Here is a 20505-nt window from a genome sequence, read left to right on the forward strand (position 1 = left end):
ATCATCCACGCCGCGGTCACCGTGTTGGCGAGCGCGCAGAGGAGCATCGTGAGGGTGCCCGCGGCCGTGAGGCCCTGCGAGGAGAACGCCGATCCCGCGAGGTAGATGCCGAAGACCACGAGGTTCGAGAGCGTGCAGAGAGCGAGGCACCAGAGCGCCTTGGCCCACCAGGCGCGCCCGAGCGGGAAGCCCAGGCCCAGAAGCCCCCGCATCCGCGTGCGAGCGTCCGCCCGCGCGACGCACGCCACCACGAGCGAGAGAGACACGGGCAGGAAGAGCGCGTACCAGTAGTTCCACGCGCTAAAGATCTGCACGCCCCGGTAGGGCATCGCGCCGAGCAGCGGCATCGGCAGCGCCATGAGCACGGCCAGGCGAACCGGTGCCGCGTGGCGCGACTTCAGGGCCTCGGCGCGCAGGCCCGCGAGCAGGCCGCCTTTCTCGCCCGTCATGCCGCCACCTCCCCGCGTGCTCGTCGCCCTTCCCGGCAGAAACTCATGAAGAGTTCCTCGAGGTCCTGCCCGGGCCGAAGCGCATCCTCGTAGGCGAGGCGCCCCCCGTAGATGATGCCGATGGTGTCCGCCATCTGCTGCACCTCGGAGAGGATGTGGCTCGAGACGATCACCGTCGTACCCGCCGCCGCGAAGCCGCGGATCTGGTCGCGCAGCTCCTCGATGCCGATGGGGTCGAGGCCGTTGGTGGGCTCGTCGAGCACAAGCAGGCGTGGCCGGGCGATCAGCGCCAGCGCGAGCCCCAGGCGCTGCCGCATGCCCATCGAGAAGCGCCCGGCGCGCTTCTTCCCGGTGTCTGCGAGGTCCACGGCGGCGAGCACCTCATCTATGCGGCTCTCGGGAAGGCCCAGCAGCGTGGTGCGCACGCGCAGGTTCTCGCGCGCGGTGAGGTTGGGGTAGAGCGGCGCCTCCTCGATGAGGCTGCCGATTGCGTAGAGGTCCTCGCGGCGCCAGGCGTGCCCGGCAAAGAGGATCTCCCCGGCCGTCGGCCGCAGCATCCCGCAGATCATCTTGAGCGTTGTCGACTTGCCGGCGCCGTTGGGGCCGAGCAGCCCGTACACCTCGCCCTCGCGGATATGAAGGCTCACGTCGGCCACGGCGTCCTGCGCCTGGTCGCCGCGGCCGAAGCGCTTGGTGAGCCCGCGCGTCTCGAGCATGTAATCCATGGGCTTATCCTTTCTCTTCCGGGCGCGCGGGCCGAGTCGCCGTGCCCGCGCGCCTTACCTTTCGGGTTCACCATCCATGATGGGGCGCGTTTCTAACGAAGCCGTAACGGCCGTTGGGCTCTTTTGGTGCCAGCCCTTCTCGACCCGTACGCATTTGCTTAAAGCAACAACTTTCCCGATCGATGTAATCACCGAATCAAAACGTGTACACCAGCCACCAAAGATGCCGAAAAATGTCGCTTTTGGAGGCTGATGTACACAAATGCAGAATCCAGCGCAGCCCAGAGGCGCCCTCCACATGTCTGGACTCTCTATGGCTGCGCTGGATAGACATCGCTGGAACGGGTATAGTATCGAAAGTTTTGTCGTTAACCAGCGGGGGAGTCCTGTGGGCATCAAAAAGAAGATCAAAAAGGAGCTTATCGGCACTTCCGATTACCCGTCGAATAAGATCTTTACGATCTCCAATTTCATCACCTTTACGCGCCTGATCCTCACCCTGGTATTTCTGTACCTGTTTGTGACGGATAACAACCGTGTCATCGCCATCGTTATCTACGCCGTTGCCGCCTCCACCGACTGGATGGACGGTCAGATCGCCCGCATGACTAAGACGGTCTCGTGGCTCGGCAAGGTCATGGATCCCATTTGCGACCGTGCGCTGCTGTTCACCGGCGTACTTGGACTGGTGGTCCGCGGAGAGCTGCCCATCTGGGTCTGCGTACTCATTATTGGCCGCGACATCTATCTGGGCATCGGCACGCTTATCGTGCGTCATTATCACCGTCGCCCCATCGATGTGGTCTTTCCCGGAAAGATTGCCACGGCGCTGCTCATGACCGGCTTCTCACTCATGCTGCTCGGTTTCCCCGTTATTGACGGCCTGCACCTTTTATCTTCAACCCTTACGGCCTTCCCGGGCCTCAACGGAAGCTCGGTGCCCCTCGGCATCTTCTTTGTGTACGGCGGCGTGATCTTCTCCATGCTCACGGCTGTCATCTACTCCATTAAGGGCGGAGTGGCCATTAAACAGGCTCTCGCGCATCCCGAGGACGAGGACATCGACTTTCTGAACCCTGAAATCGAAGACTGATTCGTTGGGGTATGATTACGTACGGTTCATTATTTGCGGCACGTCCGCGATAAGTTAGGGGTTGTCATGGACAACATGGTTAACAATATGCCTCAGAATGATAAGACTGCTGACGCTACCTGCGTATTCCGCGTGCCTTCAAGCGACGTCACCGTTCCCGACCTCATGGCCAACGTGCGCATCACCGCCCCCGTCCTGTCCATCGTCAAGGGTCCGCAGACTGGTGCCGCCTTTGAGCTCGAGGACGACGTGACCACCATCGGCCGCGATCCCGCGAACGGCATCTTCCTTAATGACATGACCGTTTCGCGCAGCCACGCGCGCATTATTCGCGAGGGCCTCGGCGCTCGCATCGAGGACCTGGGCTCGCTCAATGGTACCTGGGTCGACGGTGCCATTGTCAATGCAGCCCCGCTGCACGACGGTTCTTCCGTTCAGATCGGTACGTTTACGCTCATCTACCACGAGAGCACGCCGGAGCGCATCGAAACCGGTGAGTAGGGCATGGCCGAACGCAACTATCTGAGTATCGGCCAAGTCGTCAACCTACTTCGAGGCGCATACCCCGATCTTTCGAACTCAAAAATTAGATTTCTAGAGGATGAGGGGCTCATTACCCCTCATCGTACGCCTAAGGGATACCGTCAGTACTCTAAGGAGGACGTTGATCGTCTGGAGGTCATCCTGCACTTGCAGAAGACCCGCTACATGCCGCTCAACGTGATTAAGCAGCGCTTGGAAAACGCCACGGACCTGTCAACGCTCGCCTACGAGGTGGGCTTGCTATCCGATGTTCCGCTCAAGACGGAGCCCAAGGAGACTAAGCAAAAGCTGCATCCCATCGAGACCATTCCCGATATGTTGGGCGTCGAAATTTCGTTTATCCGCTCGCTCGCCGAGAACGACCTCATTCGCATCATCAAGAGTCCGCAGAATCGCGAGCTTGTCGATGGTCGCGATTTTCCGATCATCCGCTACTGCTCCGAGCTGTCGCGCTTCCATATCGAGCCGCGCAACCTGCGTCAGTACGTGTCTTCCGCCAACCGCGAGTCCTCGATGTTTGAGCAGGTGCTTGTGAGCATGCTCGGCATGGATACCTCCGATGACGAGCGCGACGCCAAGCTCGAGCGTGCGTTTAAGAAGCTTCACGACCTGACGGAGGGCGTGCACACCGCGCTGCTCAAGAACCGCGTTTTTGAGTCGCTCAACGCCGTGGTCGAGGACGCCGACATCGATGCACTCGATGAGGAAATCACTCGCTCCGAGTCCACCAAGGCCAAAAACGAAGAGATAGCCGCGCCGGCTTCGCACAAGGATTCTCTCGTCAAGCCGCTCAAGGTCGTCCCCCCTTCGCAATCCGGCACCGCCACCGCGGGCAAATAACCGCTGCTGAAATTTCGGGAACCCATTGAAAGGTCATGCAATGTACGACTTCGAATCTCAAATCGTCGACATCCCCGACTATCCCGAGCCCGGAGTCATCTTTAAAGACATCACGCCGCTCTTTGGCAATCCCGAGGCGCTCAAAGCCATGACCGATGCCCTCGCCGAGCACTTTGCCGGCATGGGAATCACCAAGGTCGTGGGTCCCGAGGCTCGCGGCTTTATGGTTGGCGTACCGGTAGCTGTAGCCCTTGGCGCCGGCTTTGTTCCCGCACGTAAACCGGGCAAGCTACCGCGCAAGACTGTGAGCCAGAGCTACGAGCTCGAGTACGGAACGGATTCCATTGAGATCCATGCCGACGCTATCAGCTCTAAAGATACCGTGTTGATTCTGGACGACTTGGTCGCGACGGGCGGAACCGTCGAGGCAACAGGTAAACTGGTGCGAGATATGGGCGCAAAGCTTATCGGTTACGGTTGTATCCTTGAGCTTGCGTTTCTCAACCCGCGCGAGAAGCTCACGCCGTCTGATGACGATGTGGAGCTCTTTAGCCTGGTGACGGTGGACTAGCCGTTACCCTTAGTTACTGGAAAGGAAGCTACATGCGCACAGCAAACACGCACAAAAACATGGCACGCTGCGCTGCTACGGCAACCCTCGCTTGTGTTTTGGGCTTGGGCCTCGCGGCTCCTGCCTACGCCGATACCGCATCCGACCTTGCCGCTGCTCGTACGAAGCTCGAGCAGATCGGTACCCAAACTCAGCAGATTTACGATGAGCTCGCCACGCAGACGCAGGCGCTCGATCAGACTGCCGGCGAGATCACGCAAAAGCAGCAGGAGATCGCCGATGGTCAGGCTAAGCTCTCAACCTATGTCGCCGGCGAGTACAAAACCGGCGGTCTGAGCCTGCTTCAGGTTCTGACGGGTGTCGATGACCTGAGCGATATGCTCAACCGTCTGTTCTACTACGGCAAAGTTTCCGATAAGCAAGCTCAGACCATTCAAGAGGTCAAGGAGCTTAAGCAGCAGCTCACCGATAAGCAGGCCGAGCAGGAGAAGAACGTCGCCGCCACGCAAAAGAAGGTCGACGAGCTTAACGCCCAGCAGGCTGAAGCCCAGAACGTCGTAAACTCCCTGGATTCGCAGCTGCAGGCCGAGCTTGCCGCCGAGGCCGAGGCCAACGCCGCGCTGCAGGCCGGCATCAACGCCAGCACCGCCGAGAAGGCCACGGTGAGCAACGAGACTGCCGGTACGACCGAGAACACCAACAACGGTGGCCAGACCAGCAATAACAACAACCAGGGCGGCAACACTCCGGCTCCTACGCCGGCACCTGCTCCGACGCCGCAGCCCTCCACGCCTGCTCCGGCTCCGACGCCTTCTGCTCCGAGCCAGTCCGTCGACGGCGGTTCTGTTGTCTCGCGTGCATACAGCAAGCTTGGTTGCGCCTATTCCTGGGGCGGAATTGGCCCGAACAGCTTCGACTGCTCTGGTTTTGTAAGCTATTGCCTTACTGGTCGCTATTGCCGCCTGGGCACCACGGGCACCTTTATGGGCTGGACGCGTGTGTCCGATCCGCAGCCCGGTGACGTTGTAGTCAACTCGTACCACACCGGCATTTACATCGGTGGTGGTCAGATGATTCATGCTTCTGACTACAACACGGGTGTTATCATCAGCTCCGTTGCCGCCGGCATGAACAACAACTACATTTTCGTGCGCTACTAAGTATTCAGATAAAGCAAACGGATATGGACCTCGTGGCTTTGAGTCATGGGGTCCATTCTTTTGCCTTTAGTGCAGTCCGCTATCTAGTTTTGAATACTAGATAGCGGCCCAATCGGTCTGCAAGATGGCTATAATTGAATGGGAACGATTAGAAAGGACCCTCTATGAGCTGGGCACTTATCTCCGATTCAAGCTGCAACCTCCGCGATTGGCAACCGACCGCGCCCCATACCACCTTTGCATTTGCGCCCCTCAAAATTCGAGTGGGGGAGCATGAATTCGTCGATGACCTTTCGCTCGATGTTCATGAGCTCAACTGCGCTGTTCAGGCGGAGACGAACGCTTCTTCGAGCGCTTGTCCCAGCGTAGGGGAGTGGGCCGAGCTCTTCAAATTGGCAGACAAGACCATCTGCATGCCGATCTCTGAGGGCGTGTCGGGCAGCTACAACGCGGCAGCCACGGCTCGCGATATGGTTCTTGCCGAGGAGCCCGACCGACAGATTCATCTAGTCAATTCACGCGCAGCTGGCGGCAAAATGGACCTCATTTTCTTGCTGTTCGACCGCTATCTTGCAAGCAATCCGAATGTCTCATTCGAGGATGCTTGCGCATACTTCGATAGCCTTGAACAGAACAGCAAAATCCTCTTCAGTTTGTGCAATTACGAAAACCTCGCCAAAGCCGGACGTATCCCTAAGGCAGCCGGCGTCATTGCCAACAAGCTCACTATCCGCATTTTGGGCACAGCGAGTGAGGCCGGTAAAATCGAACTCGTCGGGCACACGCGTGGCGAAAAGAAGATGCTCAACAAGATCATCGACACTATGGAAGCCGAGGGCTTTACGGGCGGTGAGGTCGTCATCGATCACGTTGAGAACGAAGCTGGAGCCCAGGCGCTTACTGACCGCATAGTCGAGCATTGGCCCGGCTCCAAGACCATCATCATGCCCTGCAACGGCCTGGATTCCTATTACGCCGAGATGCACGGCCTCATCATCGGCTACGGCATGGGCGTAGCTTCGGGCAAATAGAGTCAGGTGGGACAAATTAGTCAGTAATTCTTTGTCCCACCACCTTTCAAATCAATTAACTACTAAACCCGTTGAACTTGAGATAGCTCATCAGGTACGCCTTCGAAACGAAGGACGATACCGCGCTGCGCACAAGCAGCGACTCACGCGTTACCTGATGCGCCGTATCGGGCACGGGAGTCTGCTCGACGGAAAACGCCGCACGAATCGATGCCTCGAGCTGATCGACCACATAATCAAAGGCCGTCGGGGCATCGTAGCTCAATCGCTGAATGTTAAAGAGTGCCTGCACCGCAGCAATAGGTAGCACCTGCTTAAAGATGCAGATAGCGATCAGGCGGGCAATCTGCTCGCGGCCATATTGCTTTTTGACCGGAGCAGGCACCAGGCCAACCTTTACGTAGTTATTGATCATCGATGGCGTAATGATAGGCTGCTCAACGCAAAGGGACAGCGGCTCCATCCACAGCGCAACATACTCAATGACCTGGTCGCGGTAGAGCGTCACATTGGGCAACTGGTCATAGCGCGGCAGGCTCAACGTATTAAGTTTGCGCACGATATCGGACTGAATAAATGCATCGGGCAGCACAGTGGGCTGAATATCCTCAGGCTTAATGCTGACCGACGAATCGGACATCGGAATAACGTGTTTAACGTGGTTCATAAGGTTCCTCCGTTCATTTTCTATATTGTATTCTACGTTATCTAGTTTTGCATACCACATAGCAGACAAGAAAATTGGTGGGACAACGCACTGATGCATCGTCCCACCATTTAGTTAATTGATAACAACCTTACATAAGATATATTATCGTACTTATCTACGGAGAAATGCGTATGCGCTGGTTGCCGCTATGGCTCCGTCAGAAACCGCGGTCACAACCTGGCGCAAACGCTTGGAACGGATATCGCCAGCGGCAAATAGACCTGGCGTGCGGGTCGCCATGGATTCATCAGTCAGAATGCCGCCATCAGGCGCCAGATCGACTAGATGCTCGACAAGTTCGGTATGGGGTTGCGTCCCGGTATAGACAAAGATGCCGAAAAAGCCGGGCTCAAATGACTCGGCATGAGTCTCGCCGGATGCATTGTCCTTAAAGGTGATCGTCGTTGGCATGGCTTCGCCCGAGAGCTCCACAATACTAGTTTGGTACCTAACTGAAATATTATCTTTTGCAAGAACTTTTTGAACCACACCATCGGAGGCACGGAACTGATCGCGGCGCAAAACGATGGTCACGCTGCTGGCGATTTCTGACAAGAACAGAGCTTCCTCGCAGGCAGCATTGCCGCCGCCGATGACAAAAACCTGCTTGCCGCGAAAGAACATGCCGTCGCACGTCGCGCAATACGAAACGCCGCGACCGCGATACGCATCCTCGCCAACAAAACCAGCAGATCGCGGCGTGGCACCCATGCAAGCGATAACGCTCGAGGCCGACGTATCGCCCAAATCGTGATGCACCGTAAACAGCGCTGTATCGGCATCGTAATCGATACCCGTAACCATGCTCCATGTAACCTGTGCTCCCAGGCCTTCTGCATGCTGCTGAAAACGCTCGCCGAGTTCGGCGCCACTCAAGAGCGGAATGCCCGGATAGTTCTCGACCTCATTGGTTGTGGCGATCTGTCCTCCCGACATGCCCTGCTCAATCACAGTCGTCGTTAGGTTGGCGCGCGCCGCGTAAATGGCTGCAGCATAGCCCGCAGGGCCGCCGCCGATAATAGCAACATCGATCGGCTGATGGGTAGTCATGAAGAGACCTCCTGTCGAAAGATTGGCGTTCTTTGCGCTCATACCCAAATTTACGTGAACATGACACTCATGCACTACAATGATAAATCGCGTAACAAAGCTGAAGGGGAGTTATCGATGGATCAAACGCAGACGAGCAATAGCGCTCCCCTGCCCATGCAAGCCACTCCCCAACCGGAGCTAATGACCGTTTCACCTGCACAAAAACCCCTAGTAACCATTGTGCACGCATCGGTTGGATCGGGCCACAAAGCCGCCGCCAACGCGATTGCACAAGCATTTGATCTTATCCGCGGCACCAAGGGAATCCCTGAGGATGTTGAGATCGAAGTCCTGGATATCCTCGATTTTGGACGCATTAGGTTCGATGGTAATAAAACAGCGGCTTCGTTTACCGGCGCCACGCGCCCCATATATGACCTAACCTGGCGATATACGTTTACGGGACATCTGCTCTGGGGTGGCGGCACGGCATGGTCACGTATTATGTTCCCCGCCTTCAACGAATACGTCCGCACCCGCAGGCCCATGGCCGTGGTTGCAACACACATTACGGCAGCCAATGTTGCTGTGGGCGCCCGCGTCATCACGGGTATCGATTACCCGGTCATCTGCGTACCAACAGACTATGAAGTCGAAGGCTTTTGGCCCCACAAGGACACCGACCTATTCTGCGTAGCCAACGAGTTTATGGCCGAAACGCTGCGCCCGCGCAAGGTTCCCGAGTCAAAGATCCGCATAACGGGCATCCCCATCCGAGCCGGTTTCGATTCAGATTACAAACGCGAGGATGAGCTGAGCAAGTTCAATCTCCCCATAGACAAAACCGTCGTATTGGTGATGGCCGGCGCCAGTTTGCCCCAACCATACGTGCGTTTCCGTGCCGCGATGGACCACACGCTCCCCTTCTTACGCAGCTTTGAGGACATGCACTTTGTCTTTTTACCGGGCAAGGATAAGGAATACGCCACCCGACTCAAAACGCTCTTCGACGCCATGAAGCTCGACAACGTCACGGTTCTGGACTACGTGGACGACATGGCGGCCCTCATGCACGGCTGCGACCTGGCAATCCTCAAATCGGGCGGACTCACCGTCACCGAGTGTCTGTGCGCGCATCTGCCGATGATCCTGCTGGGCAAGTCCTATGGCCAGGAAAAGGCCAACACCACGATGCTCACCGGAATGGGCGCCAGCATGCATGTCACCACCGCACGAGAACTCATCGTAACCCTGCGCCATCTGCACGATCATCCCGAATCACTCAAAGCCCTACTCATCAACGGCGAAGTACTACGCCGCCCCCACGCAGCCGAAGATATAGCCATCGCAACCATGGAGCTCGTAGGCAAACCCCAAAAGCGCAAACGAGCCTTCTGCCGCTTCTACTGGGGAGGAAAGCCCGCGCATATCCGCTAGTCGAATGTCCGCCGCTCTGCCGGAGCCGCCCTTATATCATTCCATGCTCAAACATTCTCGCTTCGCTGCGAAACTGCGCGTGGAACGATATAAGGGCGGCTCCGGCAGAACGGCTGCGTTTACTTACTAGCAGCTACTTCGGTTTCCCCTCCATTAGAACCTGCAAAGGCAAAACAGGAAAATATAAATACAGTAAGCCGATGCGACAAAGGAGGCGCCCCTTTATCGCATCGGCTTACTAGAAAAGTAAATATTGTTTCAAGCGAGTAGCCGCCCGCCCGGGGCTTACCTATATCGTTCCACGCGCAGTTTCGCAGCGAGCGAAGCGACGCGAGAATGTTTGAGCATGGAATGATATAGGTAAGCCCCGGGCGGGCGGGATACGAGCGCCCCTAGGCGACGCCGCTGGAGCCGAAGCCTCCTTTGCCTCGGTCGGTTTCGTCTAGTTCTTCTACTTCTACGAGGTTGACCGTGGGGACTTCTTGGATGACGAGTTGGGCTATGCGGTCGCCTTTGTTGATTTGGATGTTGTTGGAGGGATCCAGGTTGATGAGGATAACCTTGAGTTCTCCTCGGTAGTGGGCGTCGATGAGGCCCGGCGTATTGACTATAGACAGGCCCTGCTTGATGGCCAAGCCGCTGCGGGGCTGGACAAAGCCGGCGTAGCCGTCGGGCAGGGCGATGGCCAACCCAGTAGAGACCAGACGGCGTTCGAAGGGCTTCAGAACACAGTCCTCGTTGGAGCGCAGATCCAAGCCGGCATCGGTGGGATGGGCGTATTTGGGAAGCTCAACGGTGGGGTCGAGACGCTTTATGTTGACGGTAATGTTGGACATGGAATCACCTTAGCTTGTCGAGCTCTTGCAGAAACTCATCGACGTCTTTGAAATCGCGGTAGACCGAGGCAAAGCGGATGTACGCCACCTTGTCGATCTTGGCCAAGCGCTTGAGCACCATGTCACCCAACTCATGGGACGTGACGGCCGTCAGCGTACGAGAACGCAGCTCGACCTCGATATCGTCGATAATCTCATTGAGCTTCTTAGTGTCGATATCACGCTTGATGGTGGCGCGCATCAAGCCGACGAGCAGCTTATTGCGATCGAACCGCTGCTTGGTTCCGTCCGACTTAATGACCTCGATTGGGTCTTCGCATCGCTCGAACGTTGTAAAGCGGTAGTTACACGAGCAACATTCGCGACGGCGCTTAATGGTGTTATTTGACTCCTGCATACGGGAATCAACGACGCGGGTATGTGCCTTGCCGCATTTGGGACAGCGCATGGTACCTCCTCTTAAACGATAACAAGGGTACCATGCGCAGCGCGATAATGATTACGAACGAGCAGGAACCTTAAGATGCGCACCGGCGGCGAGCGAACCATGCTCCAGATGATTGACGTTACGGATCATGTCGGAAGTCTCTTGCGTGGAAAGGCCTTCGATTGGATATTCCTCGGCAAGAGACCAAAGAGAATCGCCAGGCTGAACGCGAATGGTCTCGTAGGTAACGTTGGAAACGGACTCGGCATACGCGGCGTGACGAGCGCTAAAGACCGACGTAGCGAGGACAAAGAAGAGCGTAAGCGCAACGGCAACGGCGACAATCGTCGGAACCTTCAGGGCAACGCGAGCTGGCGCGAGTACAGCCTGCTGATTGCGGGCAGGCTTTACGGTCAAAGGCTGAAAGCCGGAGCGGCCACCCTGAACAACCGTAAAAGTGGGTTCTGCAGGCGTCTCGAGCTTAAGGGCGAGGTTTCCCTGGACCATATTCGTTGCGTTCATCATGTTCTCCTCTCGCGTGTTTTGCTGAGAACAGTTTTATCAAGCCGCGCGGACAAAAATGTCTAGCGCGAGAACGAATGTTCGGTTATTATTATCTTCGAACAGTTGTTCCTGTCAAGCAAAATTCGAACATTTGTTTGACATGGGTAGAGAGGATGCCCTGATGGCTCGCAAAATTACCAAGCGTCAGCAGCAAATTTACGACTTCATCAAGGAATATCAGCAGGAGAAGGGTTATCCGCCCAGCGTGCGCGAGATGGCTTCTGCCGTGGGCCTTTCCTCCCCCAGCACCGTGCACGCCCATCTATCTGCCCTGGAGGCGCGCGGGCTACTCAAGCGCGATGCCACCAAACCGCGCGCCCTGGAACTCTTTAACGAGGACGGTTCCTCTGTCTCAATTTCTAAATCTGACGAGCCCACCGCACCTCGCGGAACGGTCTCGCTACCGCTCGTTGGTCGCGTCGCGGCTGGGATTCCCATTCTGGCCGAGCAGAATATCGAAGACACGTTTACTATCCCGACCGAAATCGCCACTGATCAGGGTTCCTTTATCCTTGAGGTGCATGGGAGCTCAATGATCAATGTCGGCATCTTCAATGGCGATTACATCATCGTCCGTGAACAAAAGAGTGCCATGAACGGCGAAATTATCGTGGCCATGATTGATGGTTCAGCGACCGTCAAGACGTTCTACAAGGAGCAGGGACGCGTACGCCTGCAGCCCGAGAATGACACCATGGAGCCTATCTATACAACAAATCCCGTTATTTTGGGCAAAGTCGTCGGCTTGATGCGCCGGTTCTCGTAATGCAAAAACGCATCACCATCTTTGATACCGTCCGCGGGTTTACGATGATTTCAATGGCAGGTTTTCACGCTTGCTACGATCTCGCCTACCTGTACGGTTGGGATATGCCCTGGTTTACCCAGACTGTCTTTCAAGACATCTGGCGCGCCAGCATCAGCTGGGTATTCTTGTTTATCGCGGGTTGGATGTGCACTCTTTCGCGCAACAATATCAAACGTGCCGCCAAATACGCCTTAGCAGCACTCGTCGTCTGGTTGGCAACAACACTTGTCTCAGTAGACGATTCGGTTAATTTTGGCATCATCTACTGTATGGCCGCATGTACCGGCATCGTCGCGTTGACCGATCCCGTCCTTAAAAAGATTTCGGCGAGATGGGGCATGTCCCTATGCCTTGTGTTGTTCGCCCTCACCTGGAGCATCCCCAAGACGACCTACCCTGTCCCATACCTGGCGTGGCTAGGATTTCCGAGCCCTGGATTTATCTCAGGTGATTACTACCCCATCATCCCGTTTATCTTTATGTATCTTGCAGGATACTTCGCCGCACACATAGCGCAGGGAATCGGTAAGACCGCCCCAAGCTGGGCCTACGCCAACCCCCTGCCGGCGCTCGCCAGCCTTGGACGTCATGCACTCCCCTTTTATCTGCTGCATCAGCCCATCATTCTGGGCATTTTGGAGCTCGCCTACTCGGTGCGGTAACGCTCTAGACGCGGCGCGATTCGGGCCGGCAACTTCGCCACAATGCGAACTCCGTCCTCTAGATATTCCTCATGCAGAAGGGTTCCCTGCTCATGCACCAGCGTGATGAGGGCGCCCTCACGATACGGGATATCAGCAGAGAGCAACACATCGGTGGCAGCCGCCTCACGAGCAATGCGGTCGACGAGATCGTCGAGTCCCTCGCCCGTCTGGGCCGAGAACAGCACGGCCTCGGGATAGCGACGACGGAAGCTCAATCGATCAACGCTATCGAGAAGATCGATTTTATTGAATACGGTCAGCGTTAAACGCTCTCCAGCGCCGATCTCATCAAGCACGCGATCGACCGCCTCGAGCTGCCGCTCATAGTCCTCATCAGACGCATCTACGACTTTGAGAATAAGATCGGCACCTAACACCTCGGAAAGCGTCGATTTAAAGGCATCGACCAGACCATGCGGCAGCTTTTGAATAAAGCCGACGGTATCGGTAATCGTCATGCCGCGACCGCCGGGCAGGCGATACGAACGCGTCGTCGGGTCGAGCGTAGCAAACAGCTTGTCCTGCGAAAGTACCGTAGATCCGGTCAGACGATTGAGCAACGTCGATTTACCCGCATTAGTATAACCGGCCAACGCGACGCGAAACGCCGGTGACTCAATGCGGCTCTTGGATTGAACATCGCGACGCTGTTCAACCTGCTTAAGCTCACGACGAAGCGCGGCAATCTTATTGCGAATGAGGCGACGGTCGACCTCGAGCTGACTTTCGCCCTGACCAAAGCGTGAGCCGATGCCGCCGCGCGTCTGTTCCTTGGCGAGATGACTCCACATGCCACGCAGACGGGGCAACAGATATTGAAGCTGTGCCAGCTGTACCTGTAGGCGCCCCTCACGCGTCTGAGCATGCAGGCCAAAGATATCCAAGATCAATGCCGTACGATCGATAATCTTTACCGGCTCGCCCACGGCTTTCTCCAAATAGGATTGCTGCGAGGGCGTCAGGTCGTCGTCAAAAATAACGACATCGGCATCCATACGATGTACCAGGCCGCACAGCTCTTCAACCTTACCGGAACCGATAAACGATTTAGGATACGGCTTTACCAAACGCTGAGACAAGCGAGACACGCACTGGGCACCAGCCGTATGGACAAGGCGCTCCAGCTCATCGAGCGATCGACCGAGTGGCCATGCATTGTCGCGCCACTCAACACCAACTAAAATGGCACGCTCGGGCTCGGGCGACGTGGGAACAAGGGGGAAACGGGCCATTAGGCAGCCTCAATACGATGCAGGATATCCTCAACGACCTCATCGATCGTACATTCATCCATATCAAACCACACGATGCGGTCATCGCGCTTAAACCACGAAAGCTGACGCTTGGCATAGCGACGCGAACGCATCTTGATGAGTTCGCGAGCCTCATCCATAGAAATCACGCCGTTAAAGGCATCGATAATCTCTTTATAGCCAATTGCCTGCATCGACGTCAGGGCATCTCCCAGCCCCTGCCCCATAAGACCGCGGACCTCATCGACAAGACCCTGCTCAAACATCATATCGACACGCAAGTTAATGCGCTCGTAGAGCACCTCGCGATTACGCGTCAGACCAAACCATAGGGCATGATAATGCTCGCGCGGAACACTAAACTGACTTTTTTGCTGTGCATAGGAGATACCATCATCATGCATCTCGAGCGCGCGAATCACGCGACGAACATTATGGGGGTGGATGACCGCAGCGGACTCGGGGTCACGCTCGGCAAGCAGCGCGTGCAGCGCTTCCTCGCCAATGCGCTCGGCAAGCTCCTGATACTCCGCGCGGCGATCGTCCTCAAGCTCGCCCGAGGGAAAATCCATCTCATCTAGGGCGGCCTTGAGATACAGCCCCGTACCTCCGCAAAAAACCGGCAGGCAACCCGAACCAAGGAGACGTTCAACATGCGCGCGAGCGTCAGCCTGATAAAGCGCAGCAGAATATGCCACACCCGGCTCTACAATGTCGACGAGACGCAGCGGCGCCGTACACTCATCGGGCGCCATCTTTGCGGTACCGATGTCCATGCCGCGATAGATTTGCATCGCATCGCACGACAGCACTTCGGACGAAAGACGAGCGGCCAAACGGTCGGCAACATCACTCTTACCAACCGCCGTCGGACCGACGATCGCAACGGCGGAAAGACCTGCCTCGGAAGAAACCATTAGCGCGGCTCGCCCACAACGGAACCGGACAAATACCAGGTCTTGGCAACGTCAACGTCAACATCAACGATCTTGCCAACAAGCTGATCGATGCTGTAACCCTCGGGGATAGGCGCATGCACGGTCTGATTCTTGGGACTCTTGCCAAGCAGGACCGCGTCGTTCTTTTTACTCGTTCCCTCAATGAGCGCCGGCACCACAGTATGAAGCTCACCCTGGTTATACTCATGTGCCGTGGTCTCGATAACCTTAACCAGGCGGTTGAAACGCTCGAGAATAACCTCATGCGACGTAGGATCGTCAATCTCGGCGGCCGGGGTACCGGCGCGCTTGGAATAGATGAAGGTATAGGCCTGGGCATAGCGGACCGTCTCGGCAAGCGAGAGCGTCTGCTCAAAGTCTTCTTCAGTCTCGCCTGGGAAGCCGACGATAATGTCGGTCGAGAGCGCGATATCGGGCATACGGTTGCGAATGCGATCGACCAGGCCCAAATAGTCCTCGCGTGTATAACGGCGATTCATCTCTTTGAGGATCCGCGTCGAACCTGACTGGACGGCCAAGTGCAGCTGCGGCATAACGGCAGGCGTCTCGGCCATGGCGTCGATGGTCTCGGGCAACAGGTCCTTGGGATGCGAAGACGTAAAGAAGATGCGTTCCACACCCGTATCGCCCACGGCACGCAGCAGATCGGCAAAACGCGGCTTGCCAAACAGATCGCGACCATATGAGTTAACGTTTTGGCCCAGCAGCGTAATCTCACGCACGCCCTGGCGCACCAAACCGGTCACCTCGTCGACAATTTCCTCGAAGGGGCGGCTCTTTTCGCGACCGCGCACGTACGGCACGATGCAATAGGTGCAGAAATTATTGCAGCCCGTCATGATGGGCACCCAGGCGTGATACTGGGTCTCGCGATGCCACGGCATGCTCATGGCATCCCTATCCTCATGCTCATTGGTGCGGATATGACGCTTGCCGTCAAGGAACGCCTCGGCAATGAGCTCGGCCACATGTGCGATGGAATGCGTACCAAAGATGACATTGACGTTATCGACGTTGGTGAGCAGCCCCTCGCCATCGCGCTGCGCGATGCAACCACCAACGGCAACCACGCGCTTGCCCGAAGGCGAAGGCGGTAGGCTTTTGCAGGAATTGCACTGACCGTACAGGCGAGTATCAGCGGCCTCGCGCACGCAGCATGTCATGAAGACAACAATATCGGCATGCTCGGGATCGAGTGCCATAAGGCAACCATACGAATCGAGCAGACCGCTCACGCGCTCAGAGTCGTGCTGATTCATCTGGCAGCCAAAGGTGCGGATAAAGTAGGTTTTACCGGCAAGAATATCGCGTACGGAACGCTGGTCCATGTGCATAAGTCCTAACGATGGAAGGGAGGCGAATCGAGGCAAGCAGAAGCTATGCCACAGGCTTAACATCATCCATGACGACGTTATCCATTGCAGCTCGATTGATCTGGTGAACGTAGATAGAAAGGCGGATGGCCGTGCGCGACTCCCCATTAATGAGGATGTCGGAGAACACGGGCGCGCAGGAAATATCAAAACCGGTTGGAATCAAAAAACCGCGCGCGATAGCCACGGCCTTAATGGCCTGGTTAACCGCACCGGCGCCGACACACTGGATGTTGACGGGTACACCATCCTTGACCATGCCGGCGATGGCGCCGGCAACGGACGCGGGCGATGATTTGCTTGATACCTTCAGGCAATCCATGAAGAAACTCCTGCGTTTAAAAGTACGTTTTAACTGCAATAACTTTATCGTACCGAGTGGACTCGGTAAAGGCACTATTCCTCTTTGGCAAGATCGAAGGTCACGGTGATTCGATCACGCGAAACGCGAATCTTTGGGTCGCCGCAAAGGTTGAGATAGTACCGGGCGGCAAGGTCATTAAAGTCGCGCTCCACAGCACGCGAAAACTGTGCCATGTCATCCTTGGCAATACGTAGCCCGCGACGATCCTTCGCGAGATCGACAGGAGCCGGCGCATGCGAGGACGAATCACGCTCGCGCAGCAGACGCGCAGTCACACCGCGAACGGGCTTAATCTGCCCTGCCAAAATGCGATGTGCCGTGCGCTCGGACATCTCAAGACCCAAACCCGAGCAGATACGGATAAAGTCCTCGGCATCAGAGGCAAGGCCTAAACGATCGACAACCGGAAGCTCGCTCTCGTCATCAATAAACAGGAGACGAGACGTATCGAGCCGACTTGACGCCTGAGCATAAAGGGTCGCGGCAATCTCAGACGGAGAACCAAGATAGACATCGCAACCACGCAGCTCCTCGAGCGCAAACTCACAGGCAGCGCGAATAATATTATGCGGGCCGCGAGCACAGACATAACGTCCGTCCTCATCCTTGACGGCCTGGGGCCAGCTGGACTGATCGGCACGCTCACTGAGGCGGTCGGCCGCAACGCTCACCTTAAAGGCTGAACCAAGATCGACACCGGACGTGACCACACGGGCCTCGTCGGTGTTCTGCTTGATCGAAAACAATGCCATGCCACGACCGTGAACGCCCCAACGGTCCATCTTCATGCTCTCGAGCTTGGAGGTAACGCGAGCATCGAAGATTCGCTCTTGCATATCCTGCGGAACGCCCGAACCGTTATCCAGAAAGACAAGCGTGCGGACGCCATCTTCCTTGGTCGTAGCGAGATAGACTTTGTCGGCGCCAGCATCGCGAGCATTACGGAGCATTTCGATGACGATATCCTCGACATGCTGAATGTCGTGCTTTGCCTGGCGACGCTCGGCCTCCGAAACGCGGAGGCGGACATACCCCTCGCCAAGGTTCTCCTCGACGCGAAGGTTGCCCTCCCCCGACATCGACGCGATAAATGAGATGAGCTCGTTCGCGTCGCTCATGTTATTTAGCGATATCGACAGCGCGGCTCTCGCGAATCACGACGACGCGCACCTGACCGGGATACTCCATCTCTTCCTCGATCTGATGGGCGATGTCGTGAGCCAGGACCGTGGACTGGGCATCGGAGATCTTGTCCGGCTGAACCATGACGTGGACCTCACGACCAGCCTGCATGGCATAGGTACGCTCGACGCCTTCATGGGAGTTGGCGATCTCCTCGAGCTTCTCAAGACGCTTGATGTAGTTCTCGGCAGACTCGCGACGGGCACCGGGGCGAGAGGCAGAGACAGCATCGGCGGCCTGTACCAGGACATCGAGCACCGTGTTGGGATCGACGTCGGCATGGTGAGCCTCGATAGCGTGAACGATAACGGGCTTCTCGCCATAACGGCGGGCAAGCTCGGCGCCGATGACGGCATGCGGGCCCTCGACGTCATGGTCGATTGCCTTGCCCAGGTCGTGCAGCAGGCCGGCGCGCTTGGCGGTCACAACGTCCAGGCCAAGCTCGGAAGCCATCACGCCGCACAGATCAGAGACCTCGAGGGAATGCTGAAGCACGTTCTGACCAAACGAGGTACGGTAGCGCAGGGCACCAAGGGTCTTGACGATCTCGGGGTGCAGATCGTGGATGCCGGTATCGAAGGCAGCCTGCTCGCCAGCCTCGCGCACGCGCTGCTGAACCAGGTCGGCAGCCTTGTGATACATCTCCTCGATACGGGCAGGGTGAATGCGGCCGTCGGCGATGAGGTTCTCGAGGGCGACACGGGCGGTCTCACGACGGACCGGGTCGAAGCTCGAAAGAACGACGGTCTCGGGAGTGTCGTCGATCACGAGGTTGACGCCGGAAACCTGCTCGAAGGTCCGGATGTTGCGACCCTCGCGACCGATGATACGGCCCTTGAGGTCATCAGAGGGAATGTGCACGGAGGTAACGGTGACCTCGGCAGTGTGATCGGCAGCGCAGCGCTGAATCGCCAGAGACAGAATCTCCTGGGCGGTCTTGTGGCACTCGGCGCGAACCTGCTGCTCGGACTCGCGAATGATCGTGGCGGCCTCGTGGGTGACCTCGCCGCGAACCTTATCGAGGAGCTCCTTGTGGGCGTCCTCGCGGGTAAGGTCGGCGATACGCTCGAGCTCGGAGGTCTGCTTTGCGCAGAGCTCCTCGAGCTCACGGGAGCGCTTCTCGACCTGACCGGCCTGGCTGGACAGCTGATGCTCGCGCTTGTCGAGAGCGTCGTTGCGGCGATCGAGGGATTCCTCGCGCTGCATCACGCGGTTCTCGAGCGTACGAATCTCGTTCTTACGCTGCTTGTCCTCGGCCTCAGCGGCCTGCTTGTTCTTGATGATCTCCTCTTTAGCCTCGAGCAGAGCCTCTTTTTTGAGGGTCTCGGCCTGACGCTTAGCATCACCGATCAGGGACTCAGCCTGTGCGTGTGCCGACTGGATTTTTTCGTCGGCCTCGTGAAGACTACCCTGCTTGGCGGTGCGCATGTAGGCAATGGCGGCGATGGCACCCAAAATGATGCCAACGAGCGCTGCGATGATAGGCATGCTCACTCCTTTTTATGGATTCGTTACACAACAAAGCGAACCGTCCTTACGAACGGCTCGCGACATTTGAGTAATATGGGCGCAGCTTATGCGGGTCGGATACAGATAAACATATAAACAAACTCATTACAGATGAGCACATATCACAAAGCAAATGACATTGTTTATCGTACGTTGAACCACAACAACTGTCAAATAAATGGCCCCAGCACGGCGGCTAAAACGCGGTGAACGGCAGGGCCACAAAACGCATACGCCTAAACCGCACATTCCTCACGTTCGGCATCGAGACGTGCCTTAACGGCATCGGCGGCGATATGATACGAGAAGCCCTTGCCCATCAAAAACCGAACCAGTTTTTCGAATCCGCGCGTCTCTGGGACACGCCGCTTGGCGAGCAGGGCTGACGCACGCGCCAAATCGTCTTCGACGGCAAAATAATCCTCGGGATAACCGGGAATGTCATCGAGCACGACATGACGGCGCTTGAGCTCGGTCTCGATTTTGCGCTGTCCCCAACCGCGCCGCTTGCGCTCCTCGATAAAGTACGAGCAAAAGCGGTTCTCGTCTAAAAAGCGATACTCGGTGGCGCGCTCGACGGCGAAATCGATCGCGGTCTGGTGAAAGCCGTAGCGAGCCAGCTTGTCACGGACCTCGCCCGTCGCATGGTCGCGGCGCGATAACATCTCGGTCACCATGGTAAGTGCACATTTACGCTCGACGAGCTGCACCGCCTCACGAAAGTTGTCCCAATCACAGGGAAGATCGGGGCGGTTTTTGACATACAGGCGCGCGACCCGCACGGGAATCCAAATGGACCGCTCAAAACCGCCCTCAAGCTCACAATCGATATGTGCGCAAGGCTTTTTGGACGCATACCCGTTCGAGAACGAGGAGGCCGCCTTCTTATCGGGAAAGACGACCGTGGCCTCGGTCACCGTATACGACATGAGCGTA

Annotated in this window: 22 protein-coding genes and 1 pseudogene; 9 read left to right on the forward strand and 14 right to left on the reverse strand. The window is 56.9% G+C overall.

Annotated features, from left to right (window positions below; genetic code table 11):
• Window positions 1-449, reverse strand: a pseudogene (locus tag DWZ01_RS07995) (hypothetical protein); the annotation flags it as partial.
• Window positions 446-1174, reverse strand: a complete 729-nt coding sequence (locus tag DWZ01_RS08000; protein ID WP_117848595.1) for a lantibiotic protection ABC transporter ATP-binding protein — start codon at window positions 1172-1174, stop codon at window positions 446-448. The pseudogene DWZ01_RS07995 and the gene DWZ01_RS08000, both read right to left, overlap by 4 nt.
• Before the next feature lie 388 nt (window positions 1175-1562).
• Here DWZ01_RS08000 and DWZ01_RS08005 point away from each other — a divergent pair, with 388 nt between their 5' ends.
• The 6 genes from DWZ01_RS08005 (at window position 1563) to DWZ01_RS08030 (ending at window position 6412) form a co-directional block, all read left to right on the forward strand.
• Window positions 1563-2267 carry a CDP-alcohol phosphatidyltransferase family protein gene (locus tag DWZ01_RS08005; protein ID WP_040359866.1) on the forward strand — a complete coding sequence of 235 codons (705 nt, stop codon included), beginning with the start codon at window positions 1563-1565 and terminating at the stop codon, window positions 2265-2267.
• Window positions 2268-2333: 66 nt separating this feature from the next.
• The gene (locus DWZ01_RS08010) at window positions 2334-2768 is read left to right on the forward strand and encodes an FHA domain-containing protein (RefSeq protein WP_006236002.1); all 435 of its coding nucleotides are present in this window, start codon (window positions 2334-2336) and stop codon (window positions 2766-2768) included.
• A 3-nt stretch (window positions 2769-2771) separates the two neighbouring features.
• Window positions 2772-3650 carry a MerR family transcriptional regulator gene (locus DWZ01_RS08015; RefSeq protein WP_117770349.1) on the forward strand — a complete coding sequence of 293 codons (879 nt, stop codon included), beginning with the start codon at window positions 2772-2774 and terminating at the stop codon, window positions 3648-3650.
• Window positions 3651-3690: 40 nt separating this feature from the next.
• Window positions 3691-4221, forward strand: a complete 531-nt coding sequence (locus DWZ01_RS08020) for an adenine phosphoribosyltransferase (protein ID WP_117770348.1) — start codon at window positions 3691-3693, stop codon at window positions 4219-4221.
• A 32-nt stretch (window positions 4222-4253) separates the two neighbouring features.
• Complete coding sequence (locus tag DWZ01_RS08025) at window positions 4254-5381, forward strand: NlpC/P60 family protein (RefSeq protein ID WP_055285172.1); 1128 nt, start codon at window positions 4254-4256, stop codon at window positions 5379-5381.
• Between the two features lie 164 nt (window positions 5382-5545).
• A complete protein-coding gene (locus DWZ01_RS08030; RefSeq protein WP_117848597.1) occupies window positions 5546-6412 on the forward strand; it encodes a DegV family protein in 867 nt (288 codons plus the stop codon).
• A 55-nt stretch (window positions 6413-6467) separates the two neighbouring features.
• Here DWZ01_RS08030 and DWZ01_RS08035 read toward each other — a convergent pair whose 3' ends face one another.
• Together DWZ01_RS08035 and DWZ01_RS08040 are read right to left on the reverse strand one after the other, a co-directional pair.
• The gene (locus DWZ01_RS08035; protein ID WP_199411392.1) at window positions 6468-7079 is read right to left on the reverse strand and encodes a DUF1836 domain-containing protein; all 612 of its coding nucleotides are present in this window, start codon (window positions 7077-7079) and stop codon (window positions 6468-6470) included.
• A gap of 153 nt (window positions 7080-7232) precedes the next feature.
• Window positions 7233-8171, reverse strand: a complete 939-nt coding sequence (locus DWZ01_RS08040; RefSeq protein WP_117770346.1) for an NAD(P)/FAD-dependent oxidoreductase — start codon at window positions 8169-8171, stop codon at window positions 7233-7235.
• A 69-nt stretch (window positions 8172-8240) separates the two neighbouring features.
• Between DWZ01_RS08040 and DWZ01_RS08045 the strand changes: the two genes are divergently transcribed.
• The gene (locus DWZ01_RS08045; protein ID WP_233504654.1) at window positions 8241-9590 is read left to right on the forward strand and encodes a glycosyltransferase; all 1350 of its coding nucleotides are present in this window, start codon (window positions 8241-8243) and stop codon (window positions 9588-9590) included.
• A 392-nt stretch (window positions 9591-9982) separates the two neighbouring features.
• Here DWZ01_RS08045 and dut read toward each other — a convergent pair whose 3' ends face one another.
• The 3 genes from dut to DWZ01_RS08060 are packed head-to-tail and all read right to left on the reverse strand — an operon-like array spanning window position 9983 to window position 11378.
• Window positions 9983-10426, reverse strand: a complete 444-nt coding sequence (dut, locus tag DWZ01_RS08050) for a dUTP diphosphatase (RefSeq protein ID WP_117770345.1) — start codon at window positions 10424-10426, stop codon at window positions 9983-9985.
• A gap of 4 nt (window positions 10427-10430) precedes the next feature.
• The gene (gene nrdR, locus DWZ01_RS08055; RefSeq protein WP_022093781.1) at window positions 10431-10874 is read right to left on the reverse strand and encodes a transcriptional regulator NrdR; all 444 of its coding nucleotides are present in this window, start codon (window positions 10872-10874) and stop codon (window positions 10431-10433) included.
• Window positions 10875-10925: 51 nt separating this feature from the next.
• Window positions 10926-11378, reverse strand: coding sequence for a LysM peptidoglycan-binding domain-containing protein (locus tag DWZ01_RS08060; protein WP_117770344.1), 453 nt, complete (start codon window positions 11376-11378; stop codon window positions 10926-10928).
• Between the two features lie 160 nt (window positions 11379-11538).
• On the opposite strand from DWZ01_RS08060, the gene lexA reads away from it, so the two are divergent.
• Window positions 11539-12183 (forward strand): transcriptional repressor LexA, encoded by a 645-nt coding sequence (gene lexA / locus DWZ01_RS08065; protein ID WP_147332642.1) that lies wholly within the window; start codon window positions 11539-11541, stop codon window positions 12181-12183.
• On the forward strand, window positions 12183-12887 hold the full coding sequence (locus DWZ01_RS08070) for a heparan-alpha-glucosaminide N-acetyltransferase (RefSeq protein WP_117770343.1): 705 nt from the start codon (window positions 12183-12185) through the stop codon (window positions 12885-12887). The genes lexA and DWZ01_RS08070 overlap by 1 nt, the downstream gene beginning before the upstream one ends.
• On the opposite strand, the gene hflX is transcribed toward DWZ01_RS08070, so the two are convergent.
• The 7 genes from hflX to DWZ01_RS08105 form a co-directional block, all read right to left on the reverse strand.
• Window positions 12872-14161 (reverse strand): GTPase HflX, encoded by a 1290-nt coding sequence (hflX, locus tag DWZ01_RS08075; protein ID WP_117770342.1) that lies wholly within the window; start codon window positions 14159-14161, stop codon window positions 12872-12874. The two genes, DWZ01_RS08070 and hflX, sit on opposite strands and share 16 nt — an antisense overlap.
• The gene (miaA, locus tag DWZ01_RS08080) at window positions 14161-15099 is read right to left on the reverse strand and encodes a tRNA (adenosine(37)-N6)-dimethylallyltransferase MiaA (RefSeq protein WP_117770341.1); all 939 of its coding nucleotides are present in this window, start codon (window positions 15097-15099) and stop codon (window positions 14161-14163) included. Before miaA ends, hflX begins: the two co-directional genes overlap by 1 nt.
• Window positions 15099-16469 carry a tRNA (N6-isopentenyl adenosine(37)-C2)-methylthiotransferase MiaB gene (miaB, locus tag DWZ01_RS08085; protein WP_117848599.1) on the reverse strand — a complete coding sequence of 457 codons (1371 nt, stop codon included), beginning with the start codon at window positions 16467-16469 and terminating at the stop codon, window positions 15099-15101. Before miaB ends, miaA begins: the two co-directional genes overlap by 1 nt.
• A gap of 49 nt (window positions 16470-16518) precedes the next feature.
• Window positions 16519-16836 carry a stage V sporulation protein S gene (locus DWZ01_RS08090; protein WP_006235982.1) on the reverse strand — a complete coding sequence of 106 codons (318 nt, stop codon included), beginning with the start codon at window positions 16834-16836 and terminating at the stop codon, window positions 16519-16521.
• A 74-nt stretch (window positions 16837-16910) separates the two neighbouring features.
• A complete protein-coding gene (locus DWZ01_RS08095; RefSeq protein WP_006235981.1) occupies window positions 16911-17996 on the reverse strand; it encodes an ATP-binding protein in 1086 nt (361 codons plus the stop codon).
• A gap of 1 nt (window position 17997) precedes the next feature.
• Window positions 17998-19548, reverse strand: coding sequence for a ribonuclease Y (gene rny / locus DWZ01_RS08100; RefSeq protein ID WP_117848601.1), 1551 nt, complete (start codon window positions 19546-19548; stop codon window positions 17998-18000).
• Window positions 19549-19805: 257 nt separating this feature from the next.
• A complete protein-coding gene (locus tag DWZ01_RS08105) occupies window positions 19806-20498 on the reverse strand; it encodes a regulatory protein RecX (protein ID WP_117583193.1) in 693 nt (230 codons plus the stop codon).
• Window positions 20499-20505 lie beyond the last annotated feature (7 nt).

The organism is Collinsella sp. AF28-5AC, from assembly GCF_003457875.1.
Classification (GTDB): Bacteria; Actinomycetota; Coriobacteriia; order Coriobacteriales; family Coriobacteriaceae; genus Collinsella.